The following is a 17,748-nucleotide window of genomic DNA, read 5'->3' as shown; positions in this document are numbered from 1 at the left end:
AAGTCGTTTCATCTACTCTATGTATACAAATTCGCTACTGGTTGTTTATTTCCTTTAATAGCAAAAAAGACGACTCGAATGTAATGTTTCGAGTCGCCTTTACTTCGTTCTCTTACCAAACAAATAAACCAACAATCATTGCACTTAACAAGGAGACAGCCATACCGCTTACGATAAGCTTCCAAACATTTTTACCGATAATTGCCGACTTCTCTTCTGATAATACAGAGTTATATGTTCCATATATCATACCAATTGTACTAAAATTCGCAAATGACGTTAAGAAAGTCGTTGCAACAGCGATAGTATGCGGAGGTAATGTATCTAAGTTATTTTTTAAGTCCATCATCGCTACGAATTCGTTCGTAGCTAATTTAATGCCCATCAATTGCGCTACATACATAGCATCCTGGAGGGGCAAGCCAAGTAAAAATGCAACCGGACTAAAGATGAAAGAGAAGATTTTTTGTATCGTAAGTCCATTTACAAAAACACCCAGAATTCCATTAAGACCAGCTGTAAGTGCTACATAACCAATCACCATTGCTAAAATAACGATGACCATATTCATCCCAACTAACATACTATTCGAAATCGTGGAGAAGAAATCCTTCTTCTCCGATTTTGGTGGTACATAAATAATGTCTTCTTCTTTTGTCACATGTATTGGATTTAAAATACTAACTAAAATAAGCGCATTTAAACAATTTAGTGGGATGGCACTAAACACATATTCTGCTGGAACCATTGATAGGTACGCTCCTAGTATTGATCCACTAATGCTGCTCATACTCATAATTCCAAAAGTAAGCAATCGTTTGTCCTTCAAAACAGATAACTGATCACGAATAACAGCTAATGCTTCTGTATTACCTAGGAACATCATTTGAATGGAGAAAAAGCTTTCTAGCTTAGGTAAACGCGACACCTTTGATATAGCCCAACCGCCTTTATCAATAATCCATGTTAATATCCCAAAATAAGATAAAATATCGAAAAAAGTAACGATAAAAATAATCGGAAGCAATGCACCGAAGAAAAAGTCCACAGTTTCATTTGCCATAGCTGATGGAAAAACAAATGCAATCCCTTCGCTCGCACATTCAATTAACCATGTAAAAAAAGAAGCAATCTTATTAATTACCCAACTACCTATTGTAGTACCTAACATAAACCATGTAATGAGCAATTCAAGAAGGAGAAGGGAAACAATTGGTCGCCATTTTACTGCTTTCTTATTCGGTGAACATAAAAAAACGATGCCCATCACAACAAAAACACCTAAAATATTTAGCAAAAAGTACATACAAGCAACTCCTAGTTGTGTCTTAAACCAACAAAAAACCCTTACTTTTCATCGTTTCTAAAAAAGAGAAAGAATGAAAAATAAGGGATTCAAAGAGAGGATAGTGTACACTAACCCATCCTCATACTAATTTTAATCATACTTCCTGTAGTCTAGTTTTTTTCGGTGATTAGGTAGAAACGATCAGCCCAGATATCTGATTCTATACAGAAGCTTTTTCTAAGTTGGTATGAACAAATCCTATGCTTCACCGTTCCTATACTCCAAACGTTTGCCCTTATTCGAAATAGTAAAATTACCATACATAATGATTCTTACATATATACGGCATAGTATGAACAGAATATTATTTTTCATACAAAGTAGAATTTATTACGACCAATGAACATTGTATTCAGCTCTATTCTTTCATAAAATTATAGAGATGATAGAGGAGGCAATAGGATGAAAAAAGGTTATTTAGCAAATGGGTTATTTGGTTTAGGGGACAGATTGATCAATGAATTAGTTGCAAAAGAGGTGCGAACAGCGATTCCAGGAGTCGATTTATATGTGCCCCAAGAAAACATGTCCATTAATGACAAAGCTGCTTATGCAGACAGTCTCGCAATTGCAGGAGCGGATATGCAAGCATTAAAAGAAAGCGACTTTTTAGTGGCTGTTATCGATGGTGTTGAAATTGATGCTGGCGTCGCTGCTGAAATCGGTGCATTTTCTATGTTAGATCGTCCTATTTTCGGACTTTACACAGATACACGTCAACAAGGTCGAGACAATACGAAAAAAATTGACGCATTAGTTGCAGATGGAACAGAGAACCAATTTATGTATCGTAACTTATTTGTAGTCGGTTTGATCAAACAAAATGGTATGATTGTAAATTCTGTTGAGCAATTAGGTGAAACACTAAAGAGTGCAAAGTTTTAATTTATAGAAGAATCCTGTGGTCAAAATACACAGGATTTTTTTATACTTTTAAAACTTTATTTTCTCATTCAATATACTTTCATGCTCCTATAAAAATTTACACTGAGCTGTGTACAGTTACAAAGCTCTTTTTCGTTATATCATTATTTGAATATTTGAATTAAAATAAACTATATAAATCGAGAGGAGTGTTGAAGATGAAAAACGTACAAATGGTGATTGAAAAGTAAAAGGCTTACGCCATCTCTTTTCAATCTAATTCATATATTTAAAACTATGAAATGAAAAGAGGAATTTTATGTTTTATCAAGATAATGAATTGATCATTCGTCCCCTTCAATCGGATGATTTACCTAGACTTTGGGAATTAGCTTTCAAGGATGAAGCTCCCGAGTGGAAAAAGTGGGATGCACCTTATTATGAACATCAAGCAATCCCATTCGACATTTTTATGGAAAATGCAGCTTCATATATTGCTCGAGATAATTTTTGGGCCATTGAGGTTTCGGGAATCGTTTGCGGTATTGTTTCCTATTATTGGGAGCATGAACCTTCCAAATGGCTCGAGATGGGAATAGTGTTTCATGAGGCTCCTAGCTGGGGGAAAGGCTTAGGGACACGCGCCTTAAAACTTTGGATGACCCATTTGTTTCATACAATGCCTCTGGTGCGTGTGGGATACGCAACATGGTCAGGTAATAAGCGTATGATTCGTGTCGGAGAAAAACTAGGTATGACAATGGAAGCACGCATTAGAAAAGTTCGTTATTATGACGGTCAATATTATGATTCCATTCGAATGGGGATTCTACGCGAGGAATGGGAATCATTAAGAACTGAAATCTCCACAAACATTAGTTTAAAATAGTAGAAGACTAGGTTAGAGATATCTAACCTGGTCTTTAATTTTATGTAAGTGAAACCTAGCGATGGGCTTTCTGTTAGTATGAGTACTTATATTTTTGCTATAATACTGAGACAAAAATTTACTTTTGCAGGTGAACCAATATGTTATCCTTTATATTAACCGTCAAACGATTTATAGAAGCATTCTTTAAAGCTTTCAAGGAACCAATCTTTCTATCTCTGTTTACTACTTTATTTTTTATCCTTCTTTCTGGTACTCTTTTCTATACGAAAAAAGAAGGATGGGACTTATTGGACGCTATTTACTTCTGCGTTGTAAGCTTGATACCGACTGGTGTAGAAACAAATCTCTATCCATCTACAGATCTTGGAAAAGTGTTTACAATGATTTATCTAGTAGTGGGAACGGGGGTCATGTTTATCACCCTGCTCACCTTAGGTAAAACAATGATAAATGCGGAAGGATTAGAGGAAAAAAGAAATAAATTACGTGACAAAGTGAAAAAATAGTTATACACGCTTCAGAGCCGAAGATTTCATAAAATCTTCGGCTCTTTTTACTCACTATTTCTTATTTTAGAATAGTATTGACTACTCTAAATAATTATATTAATATTATAACAATTTAGTAGAATAAAAAGTATATAACAAGAGTATTAATCATCATGCATTAAAAGTAATTGCTCATCCTAATGGAGAGCTTTTTATTTTTTAAAAATTAGCAATATATTTCATATAGTATATTTGGAGGTATTTAGAAATGAAACAAACGACGAAGCAATATATAATCGAACGAATGTATAAGGCGTCGCAAGGACTTGCAAATGCGGTACTTGTCACCCTAGGTATTGGCCTTCTTATAGAAACTTTTGGCACGTTCACTGGATGGGAAGGCTTTACTACAATCGGAAAGGCTGCACAGCTAATGCTTGCACCAGCAATTGGTGCTGGTATCGCCTATCAACTTGGCGGTAATACATTAGTTATTTTCAGTGCGATGGCCTCTAGTACAATCGGTGCAAATGCACTTCATATGAATGCTGATAGTGCTTGGATTCTTACTACAGGACAACCGATCAGTGCTGTGTTAGCTACCGTTATTGCAGTGTGGGTTGGAAAACGCATTGCCGGTAAGACAAAACTAGATATGCTAGCAATTCCATTCGCCGCTATATTAGTAGGAGGCGTCGCAGGTGTTGGGTTAGCAGCGGTGACTACTCCACTTTTAGAGCAGTTAAGTAGTTTTATCGCAAACTCTGTTTCAGGATCTCCGCTTATGGGGTCCATAGTTATCGGACTTGTTTGGAGTATTTTCCTTATGTCTCCCGCCTCATCCGCAGCTATTGCAATTGCTCTGCAACTTGATCCAGTTTCCAGTGCGGCCGCTTTAATTGGATGTACAGCTCAATTTGCCGGATGGACGGCGATGTCATTCAAACAAAATGATCTAGGTGCAAATATTGCTCAATCATTTTTAACACCGAAAGTACAAGTTCCAAATATCGTTAAAAATCCGCTTCTTGTCATAGGACCATTTCTATCTTCTGTTATTTGTGCTCCAATTGCGATATTAATGTTCCATTTTGAAGTACCTTATACATTAGCAGGTCTTGGTCTTAATTCATTTATCGCCCCTTTAAATATTCTTGCGAACCAAGGTGTAATTGTTCTATTAATGTATATTGTATTAGGTGTCATTTTACCAGCACTCATTTCTCTCACTGTTTATCATTTGCTAAAAGCTAGAGGTTTAGCTAGAACTGGTGATTTACGTATGGAAATTCAATAGTCAATAATATATTAAAGAGATAAGCCAGAGATTTCTGTACGAATTTCTGGCTTTTTATTTTCCCCCCTCATTCAATTACTTGTCCAAAGTTCCAAGTTTACTTTCAAAGTCACCAGGGTAAATAGATTTTAAGAGAAAATAGTTTAGGAGTGATTAAAAATGGACGAAGAGAAACGCGTTGAAGTACGTCGAGAAGAAAAGTCAGATTCGGGTTTGGTAGGCGCAACATTTATTAAATACGCTGCCTATCTAATTATCTTTTTCGGTATACTGTGGTTTTTAATCTCGTATGTTTTTCCAAAGTTTTAACTTAACTATAAATCCCACATTTAAACTTTAGCGTTGAATGTGGGATTTTGTAATTTTGCTGGAATTGTTAGGGTGCATAATGGGAATACTATTTTTGTTATGTAATATACAGTTTGAGGAGGTAATATTACTTGTTAGACGCTAAAACAATCGAAATCGTCCAATCAACAGCACCTGTTCTAAAAGAACATAGTAAGGAAATCGGAAAGAAATTTTATGAATTATTATTTTCCAAGGCTCCAGATTTGTATAATCTATTTAACCAAACCAATCAAAAAAGAGGAATCCAACAAGAAGCGCTAGGCTATGCAGTATATGCAGCTGGTGAACATATTACAAATTTAGAAGCAATAAAACCTGTTATACAAAGAATTACAGAAAAACACCGGGCAATTGGTGTGGTGGCAGAACAATATCCTGTTGTAGGAGAAACATTATTGGAAGCAGTAAAAGCTGTCCTTGGTGATGCTGCGACAGATGAAATTATAGAAGCCTGGGGAAAAGCTTATGGATATATTGCCGAGGCTTTCATCGATATCGAAAAGAATTTATATGATCAAGTAGAACATCAGTCTGGTGGATGGGAAGGATTCCGCAGTTTTGTCATTGATCGAAAAGTAGAAGAAAGTGATACGGTTCGTTCGTTTTATCTAAAGCCACAAGACGGGAAGCCCATTCCTACTTACGAAGCGGGACAATACTTAACAATAAAAGCGGAAATTCCTGGCGAGAAATATAGCCATATTCGACATTATAGTCTTTCAGATTCACCAGGAAAGGATTACTACCGTATTAGTGTGAAGCGTGAAGATGCCCATAATAATGCGCCAGCTGGAATCGTCTCGAACTTCCTGGCAAATCAAATAGATGTTGGAGATACACTTCTGTTCTCTGCTCCAGCAGGTGATTTTGTACTGGAGGAAACAGATTCCCCAGTCGTTCTCATTAGTGGTGGTATTGGGATTACACCGCTAATTAGTATGTTAAATACTATCGTAGAAAAGCAGCCGCAACGGGAAGTCACATTCATACATGCTACAGAAAATAATACGACTCATGCCTTTAGAGATCATGTGAAACAATTAGCAATGCAGCATTCCAATGTGAAATCACACATCCTTTATAATACTCCAACTAAAGAGGATCTCGAGGCTGCGGACTTCGATAAACAAGGATTTGTTGATTTGGACTTCTTGCAAACGAATGTTTCATCGAAAGATGCGCATTTCTATTTTTGTGGACCTATCCCCTTCTTAGAAGCAATTAATAGGGCATTGCATGAATGGGGTGTGGCAGAAGATCATATTCATTTTGAAGTATTTAATCCTATTGCCATATTGGGTAGTTAGAAATAAAGTTTTGTTTTTATGTATCTCGTGCTCGAAAACCCCATTTACAACTAAAATAGAATGCCAATAAAAAAATCCCACATTCTGCTCGAATGCGGGATTTTCTCACTGTATTAAGCGTTAACAGTTTCTGAAGATAATGATTTCGCAACCGCAGCTACTTTTTCAAGACCTTCTGCAATAATTTGTTCTGCTTTATCTGGCATTGCATTATGACCTTCGATAATTACTTCTTCTACAGACATTCCAAATACGCCACCAAAAACATTGCGCATGTAAGTAGCTGCCATTTCCATTGGTGCCGACTCAGGTGTAGAGTAGATTCCTCCACGTGCACTTAATAGAATTGCTTTTTTCTCCGGCATCAAGCTAACCATTTGACCTTCTGGAGTATATTTAAACGCATACCCTGCTTGATACGTATAATCTACAAATGTTTGTAATTTCGCTGGAATTGTTAAGTTCCATAATGGGAATGCAAAAACAACTACGTCTGCTGCAGATAAAGCATCCATTGCTTTTTGTTTAGCAGCTAATAGACGTTGCTCTAAATCTGTTAACTCTTCTCCGTTTTGAGTTTTACCAAATGCATTAAACAGATCTTGACCAAAATAAGGCATATCTTCTGCAAACACGTCAAAAGTTGTTACATTTAGATCTTTTGCGTCTTTTACTGTTTCCATAAATGTTTCATACATTTTGCTTGATATAGCTTCCGTCGCTGGACGGTTATTTGCTTTTACTACTAAAATATTCATTGATTTCTTTCCTCCAAAGCTTTTTCTTGCTAGGTTACCTTTAGTAACTAACATAACGTTTTTTATTCTAGCACAAGCTTCTATTAGAAATCTATTTTAATGCTCAACAAAGGTATCATAGATGAAATAGCTTATATTGAAAACTGTTATAATGCTATTTTATTAGCTTTCACTTCGCTTTTCTCTAGCCACACTAATGTTTCTTCAAACAATTGCTCTTCGAAAGAATAACTCGCAAATGTATGATTAGCATCTTTAATATAACGGATATTTCCGGTATTTCCGCATTTCAAGGATTCCGAATAGTAAACAGCGTTCTCTTTTGAAACATCTTTATCTTCCGCCGCGTGAATGACAAGTAGTTGTCCTTCATAAGAATGAATAGCTTCAAGTGGATAATGGTTTTTTAAATCCTCTAAAAACTGCTGACTTACATAAAAACCGTTATAATCAAAAACACCTAACGCCTTAGCAGTTTGTAAAGCTGTATCTCCCAAGATAGCCGTTATATCTTCATATGGTTTAGCAACAGGCGACCACAAAATCAGTTGACGGATACGCTTATCTACAGATGCCGTTAAAGATGCAACCGCCCCTCCTAGACTATGGCCAATTAAAATAATATTTTTTGTATCTACCTCTTTTAGCGTCGATACATAATCCAGGACAGCTTGAACCTCACTCAATTGCTTTGAAACTGTAACGTCTGCATAATCTCCATCGCTTTCTCCACACCCACTAAAATCGAAGCGAAAAACAGCATAGCCTTTATCTGTAAACTTTCGGGCTGCTTTCACGAATAGTCGATGCTCTCCTACTTTGCTCCCTACAAACCCATGTAAAAGAACAATAAGCGGAACTTTTTTATCTTGGATTCCCTCAGGGAGATGAAGCACTCCAGAAAGGCATACGTTGTCACAAAGAATTGAAATCGATTCAGTCATATTATCCTGCTCCCTTTTTAATTTTTACTATTCTAACTTGTTTACTAGGTATTATAAATTAATGATGTCATTAGGTCAATTCATAATATAAGTTATGTTTATTTCCTCCTTTCTTGTTTCTCCTATAAATAACTGTTTTTCTTCTTACATAAACGAACAGAATCCCATTTAGTCATTAAAGGAAAGGTCAGAACAAAAACCAGCTAGCACCTCAATATGGCAACTAGCCGCAAAAATCATCTAGGTATCCGATACGATCACAAGTCTACGATATCCGCTCTTTAACAAACCTCTTGCGCTCCTTAAAACTGTTTGCGCTCATACAGACTTCTCATGCGATCATAAATCTTTGGTATCCGCTCCTAAACTAACCTCTTGCGCTCTTTAAAACTGTTTGCGCTTATACAGACTTCTCATGCGATCATAAACCTTTGGTATCCGCTCCTAAACTAACCTCTTGCGCTCCTTAAACCTGTTTACGCTCATAGCAGAAGTCTAGTATGACAATTTCGGCAAACTTTAAGACGCATTATCCCTTTACTTCGTTTCATTAAAAAATATTCTAACTTACTTATGTTACATGTAAATAGTTATCGACATGGCTAGAATTTTATGATTTCCTCAAGCACAAAAAGCCATCTTTTTTAAAAGACGACTGATTTATCCTATAAGGATAGTAATAGCACTATAGACTAATAGCAAAGCCATTACTATATTGAACTGATTTTTATACTTCGCAATAAATTCTTTAAAAATGGAACCAAACATACTCCAGCTGCTAGTTGACATGATAGCTATAGAAGCTAGGAGCAATGAATAAAGAAGTAAGCCGAAATGGGAACTATTATACGGAAGAACAAAAGTTGACATGGCAGTTATACCATATAAGATTGCCTTCGGATTTATAAATTGCAGCACCACTCCTACAAAAAAACTATTATTACTGCCTCCATTATTGTCGTTGCCAGTATTTTTGCTAGTAACAATTTTAAAAGCAAGATAAAGCATATAAGCAGCACCTAGGAGCCTCATTATGAATTCTATTTTGGGAAGAAAATTATGAAGCAGTAAATTAAAATATGCGCTTAGGATCAATATTACCAAAAAACCTACGCCTACCCCTAAACAAAATTTAAATGTTTTCTTAAAACCATATTTGTTCGCAAATAACATGGCCATAATGTTATTTGGACCTGGGGTAAAACTAGAAACAAAGGCATATAGAAGCAGTGAAAATAATGGCATAAAGGACCCCTCTCTCTTTCTTATGTTATAATGTCCTATATGATCAATATAACGATTTACGTTTTATTGTACACTATAGACGTTATATAGAGCAACGAGAACGGGAGTGTTTTTATGGAAGAAATACATCTTATCATTGCCAGAAATTTAAAGAATTTAAGAGAGAAAAAAAAACTAAGTCTTGAGAAGGTATCAGAGTTAACCGGAGTAAGTAAAACAATGATCGGTCAAATTGAAAGAGGAGAATCGACGCCAACGATAACAACTATTTGGAAAATAGCAAATGGGTTAAAGATTTCTTTTTCTACCCTTATAAATATTCCGCAAACAGATACAAAGGTTATTTTACGAAATGATTTACAGACCTTATCCGAAGACAATGGAAAATATCGTGTCTACCCTAATTTTCCCTTTGAGGATGATAGACGCTTTGAAGTTTATTCTGTTGAAATCGAGAAAGGTGGATTCTTAAGTGCGGATGCCCATTTAGAAGGGACTGAAGAGCTCATAACTGTATTTGAAGGGGAACTAACTATATGCGTTAATAAGGATGAATACACAGTCAGAAGTGGTGATTCAATCCGATTTAAGGCGGACAGACCCCATACTTATCATAATTCAGGAGAAGTATTAACCCGATTAAGCATGATTCTCTATTATCCATCGTAAAAAATGCTATCCCATAAGTCATAAATTGTCGGCTCGTGGGATAGTCCCCTTTGCCTTATGTCTAAACTTCTATATCTCTTAATTCTATTGGGTTTAGAATAGTAATTTAACGGTTTCCAACTTCTGCTCCTTTATTAATTCCAATTTCAGTTACTTTTTTCCTCACCAACTTTGGTTTATCTCCACTTTTTATTCATTAAATGTAAGCAGCCATTTTTCATGTCTCTTAGAAAAAGGAGAACACTCCTCTAACATCGAATGATATACCAAGAAGCTTTGTATAGATTGTTTAGGAGGAAATTCAATGACAGACATATTAACAGACCATACTGGGCGACCAGTAAACATCTCTATTCCACCAAAACGTATCATCACAATCTGCCCAGCCATTACAGAAACACTCTTTGCGCTAGGTCTAGAGAATGAAATAGTTGGTCGCACTAAATTTTGTATTTTTCCAGAAGGAACTGTCGAAAATGTACCAATTGTAGGGGGAACAAAAGAAGTAAATGTAGAGAAAATACGAGCATTGCAACCCGATCTCATCTTAGCTGAAAAAGAAGAAAACACATTAGAAATAGTACAAGCTCTTGAAAAAATTGCACCCGTGTTTGTCTTAGAAGTTCAGTCAATTGAAGATTCGTATCGATTTATAAAGACGCTCGGCACACTAACAAATAAAGAGTCCGAAGCAAATTTGCTCGTTGACTCTTGTAAAGCTGTATTCCCCTCTTCACGCGGACAAGTGAAAAACGCTGCTTACGTAATTTGGCGAAAACCATATATGGTCGTTGGAGGAACTACTTATATTAATGACGTTCTACATACGATTGGTTTGCACAATCCTTTTGCAAAAGAAAGGTCAAGATATCCCGCTGTCACCAAGGAAGAGTTGGTTGCTGCAAACCTTGATGTCCTTTTACTCGCATCCGAACCATTTCCTTACCAAGAAAAACATATAGCCGAATTTCAAGCATTTCTACCAAACACCAAAATCATATTAGTAGAAGGTGAAATGTTTTGGTACGGATCTAGAATGGAGAAATCCGGAGCATATCTGAAAGAATTAGTCGAAAGTATTTAAAGCAATATAAAAAGGAATCAAAGCCTTCTAGTTTAAGGCTTACTTGATTCCTTTTTATCTTTATTGTTCAAATAAGTTTTGTTGCTCTTGCAATGCTTTTTTACGTCGATACACTTTTATAGTAGGAACCGCTATAAGAATAGCCGCTGCAAAATTGAAGAAACTAGTATAAGAATTGACTGGACTATCGGCATAACCTGAAATAATCAAGTTTACAATACCAATAATAATATTAAAAACTAGTAATAAGGTGAAAAGTCCAATAATCCGATTAAAGTATGAAACTTTCGAAGCAGTGTCCGTATAAATTCCGAAAGGTCCATCTGATGCTTTTTTCCGAAAGTATACCCAACCTCCGAATTTACTTACTATTTCTATCCCACTTTCCTTTAAAAATTGGAGATATTCATTTTTATCCTTTAAAGCAAGCCCTGCAAGTAACTCGTTTCGATAAATATAAGATCCAGCTTCTCCTTTTACAAATGTAAAGCGAAAGAACTTAAACTTCTCTAAAAGCCATCCTTGCTGTGCCAACTCATTTATCCATTGTTCTTCTTTCTCATAATCCACATACAAGCGATATTTTACTTTTTTCATTTTTGTTTCTCTCCTTTCGTCATTAGTAAACCATTTTCATATAACTCATTTAATCGCTTCATTTCGTATTCCACCATAGTTTTCCCTAAGTCGGTAATAACGTATTCTTTTTTGCGTCCGTCATCATCTAACGCAACAATCCATTTCCGCCCTACTAATGTTTTGATTGCCCCGTAAATGGTCCCTGCTCCTAGCTGAACACGTCCTTTACTTAGTTCCTCTGTCAATTGCATAATTCCATAACCATGTCGTGGTTCATAAAGTGACAACAAAATATAATACACACCCTCTGTTAAAGGTAGATGTTCCTGTCCCACAAATATACCTCCTATCACCTGACGATATATCGACTTCCGATACAACAAATATATCAGCTGTCGATATAGTTGTCAAAGAAAAAGCCACCATTCGTCTGAAAGGTGGCTTGAGTTCATATAATGCTAGCTATTAAATTTAATTTGATTTCAAACTATAAAGAATCAGGAGGATTCCACCGAACAGACATAGCATTCTTGTTAAGGAAATCTTTTCAGCTAGTCCAAATAGAGCAATTCCTGTCGTAATGATTAATATACATGGGCCGACTAAAGCTAGTAATGTGTTAATGTAAAAGGCTTTTTCCAAATCATTATATTTTAACATCAGCATAGCGGCTCCTATATCAATACTTCCAGAAAAAATTCTCAATATAATCATGAAAAGAAGTGCTTTTTCAATCAGTCTTAACTACCCTCTTCCCTATAATTTACCTTATCATCTCCTTTAAATTGTATGCACGCTTATCCACTTTTATCAAAGTTGCTTTTATTAATTAGTGATTTTTCGTGTTATTGCATTCATACGCTAACAGCAAAAAACCTGTGTAAAATTTTTACACAGGTTTTTCAATAATTTAAGATTGAAGAATTTCCTTATCTCTTTTACCATGCAACACGTAATAAACGAAGATACCTATCACAATGAGTGCCACTAAAGCTAAATATAACCCTCTATAATCGATTACAGGAACTAAATAACCTAGTAAGAAAGGTCCTAATCCAAGACCCAAGTCAAGGAAGATAAAATAGGTGGAATTTGCCAAGCCCATACGATGAGGCGGCGTCACTTTAATAGCAAGTGCTTGTGTAGTAGATTGAAAATTACCATAACCTAATCCGATAAACGCAGCTGCTAACAAGAAAATGAAACTGCTATGCGCTTGGCTTAGTAATAACATTCCGACTGCAAATAACACTAATGCTGGATAAGCGACACTATTACCGCCTCTACTGTCCAACATTTTCCCCGTAAACGGACGAGAAATTAATATAATCACTGCATAAACGAGGAAGTAAAAGCTCCCTGCCTTCACTAGATCGATATCTGCGGCATAGGTTGTAATAAAAGATAGTATACCTGAATAAGCCAACGCCATTACTAACATAGCAATGGACACTGGCATTGCTTTGGATTCGAAAAAGCTTGAAAACTTAAATCCTGTGCTTTCAGAATTTGCTACATACTTAATTTGTGGAGCTCTAACCGGAAGTGCAAGAAGTAAACTAACAATCCCCATTACTAACGAAAATATAAAAATACTTGTATAACCAAAAGAAGCTATCAACGCAAGTCCAATCAGTGGCCCAATAGCTGTAGATAAAACTGCACTTAAACTAAAATAGCTGATTCCTTCCCCACTTCTGCTGGGCGGGATAACTTGTGACACAATTGTACCAGTTGCGGTAGTAGCAAGACCCACACCAATACCATGCAGCAGCCGAATAAGTATTAATACATAAAGATTAGTCGGGACAAAATAAAATACCGTTACAATACTGAATATAATAATCCCGGTTATAAGCATTTTCTTGCTACCAACTTTTGCAATCTGTTTACCACCAAATAATCGCCCTATTAATGAACCGATGATAAAAATACTTGCAACCAAACCTGCCGTACTTGCCGAAGCATTATATGTTTCCGTTGTATATGTCGCCATCGTTACTAATAACAAGTACATCGATAGCATTAAGACAAAATTGACTACCGTTATAGAAATGAAATCCTTCGTCCATAATCTTTCCTTTTGCATTTATCTTTCCCCTTCTTATTTATAATTTGCTAGAAATCTCTTTTAAAACTCGGGCTACAACCAGTCTTTCTTCTTCAGATATACCTTCTGATAAGCCCTTTTGAAAATAGTCAATTTTTTCGCGCACTTGACCATATACTTTTGCTCCTTCTTCCGACAATTGAACAATTTTGACTCTTTTATCATTTCCAACATGAATTTCTACGTATCCGAGATCTATGAGTTTTTGAACCAGTTTTGTCGTCGTTGGCTTCTCTACATTTTGATAAAGCGATATGTCGCCAATTGTTTTTGCGCCTTCTCGAAAAATCAAAAACATAATAGACCATTGGGCAGTCGTTAGATTATATGACGCCAGTAATGCATTCAACTTGTTTATATATGGTCGATACATAGCTATATATTCATTAAAAAGCTGTTTATATGATTCCATGAAATCACCTTCTTCATTAGTTAGTTAGGGAAACTAATTATTATTATACAATATATAAGTTAAATTTGTCTACCCTATACAGAAGGTGAACAAGCTTTTACTTCTTTCGATAAAATTATTTCCCACGGAATACTTTACTCCTTAATATGACAAAAAGTTAATTAATTCGCGAGTGTATAAGCACCATAAAGTGACCCATTCTTGTTTTTAAAGAATACAAAAAGCCCGACAAGATAATCGTTCATCTTGCCGGGCCAACGTATTAGTTTTCTTCTATTTCTTTACGATTTTTCTTAAATAGTTTGGATAGCATCTCATACACAATCGGTACAACGATTAATGTTAATAAAGTAGAACTTACTAATCCACCAATTACAGTAATACCTAACCCTTTCGAGATGAGACCGCCGCCTCCGCCACCAGATCCAAGTGCTAACGGGATTAATGCACCGATTGTTGCAATTGCCGTCATTAAGATTGGACGTAGACGAGTGCCACCTGCTTCTAAAATCGCTTCACGCATTGTCATTCCATCACGTTCCATATGCACAATACGATCCACTAGAACAATCGCATTCGTTACAACGATACCTATCAACATCAATAGACCCATCATAACAGATACAGAAATAGTTTCGCCTGCGATTAATAAACCTACAAATGAACCAATTACCGCAAATGGTAACGAGAATAGAATCGCAAACGGTGCCACACCTTCACGGAATGTCACAACAAGGATAAAGTAAACAATCGCAATTGCCGCAAGCATTGCAACAATTAATTGTGTAAATGTCTCCTCCATATCAGCAGCTGCTCCTGCAGTGCCAATTGTAACTCCTTTAGGTAAATCTAATTTATCAATTGCCTTATCAACCTCTGATGTAGCTTTAGAGATGTCCGCTCCTAGAATCGTACCTGAAACTGTTGCGTAATACTCCCCTTTACTACGTGCAAGTGTATTTAAGGTTGTGCCTTCCTGGACAGTTACAAGCTCGGAAAGTTTCATCGTTGTACCAAGTGCTGTCGGTACTTCCGTTGCTAAAATATCATCGACAGATTTAGGTTGCGCAGCTTGTTCTTGCTGAACAATTACTTGTAATGTATCTCCGTCTTTTTCAACAGTCGTTAAAACATCCTGTGTTTTGTTTGGGTTTAACATCATGACAATTTGACCCGTCGTTAAACCATATTGCAGAAGTTCATCTTGCTCTACATTGAATGTATACTCTACATATGCATCCTCTGCACTTGATGAAACATCTTCTAAGCCGTCGTTTTCATTCATAACTCCTTCAACCATTTCTACCGCTTCATTTAGTTTATCTAAATCTTCACTGTAGAATGTATAGCTAAGTTCGTTTGTAGACATCGACATAGAAGTGAAGTTTTGGCTCTTCCATTCGCCAGTTTGACCAATGTTAAACACATAATCTTCAATTTCTGAACGAACTTCTGGGAAGTCTTTCATGTCAGGGTCAAAGATTAGGTACATTAATGCACCGCCTGCTCCTCCACCCATCATCGCTGTCATCTCATCTGCACTTTCTGTTACAGATAATTGGACGATATCAATATCATCGCGTTTCAGCAGTTCTTCCTCTACTACACTAACATTTTCTAATGTATCTTCTTTCAACTCGCCTGCTTCTGGCGTATATGTTAAGTACATTACTTTTTCTTCTTCACTACCCATGAAACTAAATCCGATTAATGGTGTTAGTGCAACACTTCCAGCTAATAGAACAATGGCAATGAGTGAAGTAATAACTTTGTGATTTAAGCTCCAGTTAAGAATACCTTTGTAGCCATTCGCCATTTTACCTGCTTCTTTATGGCTGCTTTCTGTTTTTTCTCCATATAACTTTTTCTTAAATAAGAAATGAGATAAAGCAGGAACGATCGTAATCGCAACAACTAATGATGCCGCAAGCGCGAACGTCATCGTTAACGCGAAAGGCATGAACAACTCACCGACCATACCACCAACAAAAATAAGTGGTGCGAAAACCGCCACTGTTACTAATGTAGAGGACATGATTGGTTTGAACATTTCAATCGTTGCTTCTCGTACAAGCGCACGACCCGTTAACTTCTCTGACTTCAAATGCAGACGACGATAAATATTCTCTACTACTACGATAGAGTCATCGATTACACGTCCGATTGCAACTGTAATTGCACCTAATGTCATCATATTTAATGTAATATCCATCCAGTTTAATAGCAGTAATGCCATGAAAATAGAAACTGGAATGGAAACAATCGAAATGATAGTAGATTTGAAATCACGTAGGAATAAAAGAATGATCAATACTGCGATTAATCCACCAAATAATGCTTTTTCAATCATCGTTTTAATCGAAGCTTCAATTGGCGCACCCTGGTCTAGTGATATATCAATGATGATTCCATCGATAGCCGCCTTTTCTTCTTTAACTAAATCCTTCACAGCGTTTACAACATCTACTGTATTAGCTTGTTGTCCTTTGACTATTTGAATAGCAATCGCATTTTCACCATTTGTACGTGAAACAGATTGTACTTTACCTACTACATCAATCGTCGCGATGTCACTAAGTTTTACAAATGGAGATGGATTTTCAGCTGTTGGTGTAACAGGGATAAGCATTTCTTTCAGCTCATCGGCTGTCATAAACTTACCATCTACAGAGACTGCTTGTTCACCTTCTTCAAACTCATATAAACCTAATGAAACAGCTAGATCGCTTGCTTGAATCATTTGTTTTACATCATCTTCTGTTATTGCGAGTTCAGCCATTTTTTCTTTATCATAAGTAAGCTGGACTTCTTCGATATGCTGACCTGTAATCGTAGCAGATGCTACCCCGTCAATTTTTTCGATTTTCGGAAGTAATAGTTCTTCTACTGTAGATGTCAATTCTACGATATCCTCTGTCGAACTACTTACACTTAATGCAACAACCGGCATCATGTTCATGCTGATAGCAGTAATTGTTGGTGCTTGTGCCCCTTCTGGTAAATCCAATGTATCTAATGCAGATTGCAAAGCACGCTTCGCTTCGTCCATATCTATCCCATACTCGTACTCTACTTGAACATTTGCCATATTCGAGTATGAATTAGAATAAACAGATTTTACATCTTCTAAATTCTCCACCGCTTTTTCGAGCGGCATCGATATATCTTCCATTACTTGCTCAGGAGTTGCTCCTGGATATACTCCCATAACCATTAAGTATGGAATCGAAATATCTGGAATCGTCTCCGTTTTCATTTGTGTACCCGAATAAATACCGGATACTGTAATAATAATCGTAAGTAACCAAACTGCTAACTTATTTTTTAATACAAAGTTAACTAAACCTTTCACCTTTACACCTACCCTAAATTGACTTATCTTGCTCCGTTAATTATAATA

General features: G+C 36.3%; 18 protein-coding genes and 1 riboswitch. Of the genes, 8 read left to right on the top strand and 10 right to left on the bottom strand.

From position 1 onward, the window contains the following. Positions 1 to 112: 112 nt before the first annotated feature. A complete protein-coding gene (locus tag ACIP9W_RS11680; protein WP_400789462.1) occupies positions 113 to 1,306 on the bottom strand; it encodes a nucleoside transporter C-terminal domain-containing protein in 1,194 nt (397 codons plus the stop codon). 128 nt (positions 1,307 to 1,434) lie between these two features. Further along, a riboswitch (purine riboswitch) is annotated at positions 1,435 to 1,536 on the bottom strand. 214 nt (positions 1,537 to 1,750) lie between these two features. Here ACIP9W_RS11680 and ACIP9W_RS11675 point away from each other — a divergent pair. The 6 genes from ACIP9W_RS11675 (at position 1,751) to hmpA (ending at position 6,547) form a co-directional block, all read left to right on the top strand. After that, complete coding sequence (locus ACIP9W_RS11675; protein ID WP_400789460.1) at positions 1,751 to 2,233, top strand: nucleoside 2-deoxyribosyltransferase; 483 nt, start codon at positions 1,751 to 1,753, stop codon at positions 2,231 to 2,233. Positions 2,234 to 2,531: 298 nt separating this feature from the next. Continuing rightward, positions 2,532 to 3,101 carry a GNAT family N-acetyltransferase gene (locus tag ACIP9W_RS11670; protein WP_400789458.1) on the top strand — a complete coding sequence of 190 codons (570 nt, stop codon included), beginning with the start codon at positions 2,532 to 2,534 and terminating at the stop codon, positions 3,099 to 3,101. Between the two features lie 140 nt (positions 3,102 to 3,241). Next, positions 3,242 to 3,610 carry a potassium channel family protein gene (locus ACIP9W_RS11665; RefSeq protein ID WP_400789456.1) on the top strand — a complete coding sequence of 123 codons (369 nt, stop codon included), beginning with the start codon at positions 3,242 to 3,244 and terminating at the stop codon, positions 3,608 to 3,610. A 250-nt stretch (positions 3,611 to 3,860) separates the two neighbouring features. Then, the gene (locus ACIP9W_RS11660) at positions 3,861 to 4,889 is read left to right on the top strand and encodes a PTS sugar transporter subunit IIC (protein ID WP_400789453.1); all 1,029 of its coding nucleotides are present in this window, start codon (positions 3,861 to 3,863) and stop codon (positions 4,887 to 4,889) included. A gap of 159 nt (positions 4,890 to 5,048) precedes the next feature. Continuing rightward, positions 5,049 to 5,198 carry a hypothetical protein gene (locus tag ACIP9W_RS11655; protein WP_170206507.1) on the top strand — a complete coding sequence of 50 codons (150 nt, stop codon included), beginning with the start codon at positions 5,049 to 5,051 and terminating at the stop codon, positions 5,196 to 5,198. A 131-nt stretch (positions 5,199 to 5,329) separates the two neighbouring features. Next, positions 5,330 to 6,547, top strand: coding sequence for an NO-inducible flavohemoprotein (gene hmpA / locus ACIP9W_RS11650; protein WP_400789450.1), 1,218 nt, complete (start codon positions 5,330 to 5,332; stop codon positions 6,545 to 6,547). Positions 6,548 to 6,660: 113 nt separating this feature from the next. Here the strand turns inward: hmpA and ACIP9W_RS11645 are convergent, their stop codons facing one another. The 3 genes from ACIP9W_RS11645 to ACIP9W_RS11635 form a co-directional block, all read right to left on the bottom strand. After that, positions 6,661 to 7,305, bottom strand: coding sequence for an FMN-dependent NADH-azoreductase (locus tag ACIP9W_RS11645; protein ID WP_400789447.1), 645 nt, complete (start codon positions 7,303 to 7,305; stop codon positions 6,661 to 6,663). A 146-nt stretch (positions 7,306 to 7,451) separates the two neighbouring features. Continuing rightward, on the bottom strand, positions 7,452 to 8,249 hold the full coding sequence (locus ACIP9W_RS11640) for an alpha/beta hydrolase family protein (RefSeq protein ID WP_400789445.1): 798 nt from the start codon (positions 8,247 to 8,249) through the stop codon (positions 7,452 to 7,454). A 660-nt stretch (positions 8,250 to 8,909) separates the two neighbouring features. After that, the gene (locus ACIP9W_RS11635; RefSeq protein WP_400789443.1) at positions 8,910 to 9,494 is read right to left on the bottom strand and encodes a LysE family transporter; all 585 of its coding nucleotides are present in this window, start codon (positions 9,492 to 9,494) and stop codon (positions 8,910 to 8,912) included. A gap of 114 nt (positions 9,495 to 9,608) precedes the next feature. On the opposite strand from ACIP9W_RS11635, the gene ACIP9W_RS11630 reads away from it, so the two are divergent. Both ACIP9W_RS11630 and ACIP9W_RS11625 read left to right on the top strand, forming a co-directional pair. Next, entirely contained in the window at positions 9,609 to 10,163 is a 555-nt protein-coding gene (locus tag ACIP9W_RS11630) for a helix-turn-helix domain-containing protein (RefSeq protein ID WP_400789440.1), read from the top strand. Between the two features lie 304 nt (positions 10,164 to 10,467). After that, the gene (locus ACIP9W_RS11625) at positions 10,468 to 11,247 is read left to right on the top strand and encodes an ABC transporter substrate-binding protein (protein WP_400789437.1); all 780 of its coding nucleotides are present in this window, start codon (positions 10,468 to 10,470) and stop codon (positions 11,245 to 11,247) included. 60 nt (positions 11,248 to 11,307) lie between these two features. On the opposite strand, the gene ACIP9W_RS11620 is transcribed toward ACIP9W_RS11625, so the two are convergent. The 6 genes from ACIP9W_RS11620 to ACIP9W_RS11595 all read right to left on the bottom strand — a co-directional run bounded on the left by ACIP9W_RS11620 (position 11,308) and on the right by ACIP9W_RS11595 (position 17,700). Further along, the gene (locus ACIP9W_RS11620; protein ID WP_282241046.1) at positions 11,308 to 11,844 is read right to left on the bottom strand and encodes a DUF2812 domain-containing protein; all 537 of its coding nucleotides are present in this window, start codon (positions 11,842 to 11,844) and stop codon (positions 11,308 to 11,310) included. Further along, positions 11,841 to 12,161: a PadR family transcriptional regulator gene (locus ACIP9W_RS11615; protein WP_400789434.1), complete on the bottom strand. Its 321-nt coding sequence runs from the start codon at positions 12,159 to 12,161 to the stop codon at positions 11,841 to 11,843. Before ACIP9W_RS11615 ends, ACIP9W_RS11620 begins: the two co-directional genes overlap by 4 nt. A gap of 136 nt (positions 12,162 to 12,297) precedes the next feature. After that, on the bottom strand, positions 12,298 to 12,564 hold the full coding sequence (locus ACIP9W_RS11610) for a YqhV family protein (RefSeq protein WP_400789960.1): 267 nt from the start codon (positions 12,562 to 12,564) through the stop codon (positions 12,298 to 12,300). A 172-nt stretch (positions 12,565 to 12,736) separates the two neighbouring features. Continuing rightward, entirely contained in the window at positions 12,737 to 13,915 is a 1,179-nt protein-coding gene (locus tag ACIP9W_RS11605; RefSeq protein ID WP_400789431.1) for an MFS transporter, read from the bottom strand. A 19-nt stretch (positions 13,916 to 13,934) separates the two neighbouring features. Next, positions 13,935 to 14,348, bottom strand: a complete 414-nt coding sequence (locus ACIP9W_RS11600) for a MarR family winged helix-turn-helix transcriptional regulator (RefSeq protein ID WP_400789429.1) — start codon at positions 14,346 to 14,348, stop codon at positions 13,935 to 13,937. A gap of 262 nt (positions 14,349 to 14,610) precedes the next feature. Then, on the bottom strand, positions 14,611 to 17,700 hold the full coding sequence (locus ACIP9W_RS11595) for an efflux RND transporter permease subunit (RefSeq protein ID WP_400789427.1): 3,090 nt from the start codon (positions 17,698 to 17,700) through the stop codon (positions 14,611 to 14,613). Positions 17,701 to 17,748 lie beyond the last annotated feature (48 nt).

Origin of the sequence: Psychrobacillus sp. NPDC093180 (assembly GCF_044754065.1) — a bacterium.
In the GTDB taxonomy this organism is placed as follows: Bacteria; Bacillota; Bacilli; order Bacillales_A; family Planococcaceae; genus Psychrobacillus.
Note: the sequence above shows the minus strand (reverse complement) of the source record. Positions and strands in the feature narration are given on the sequence as shown.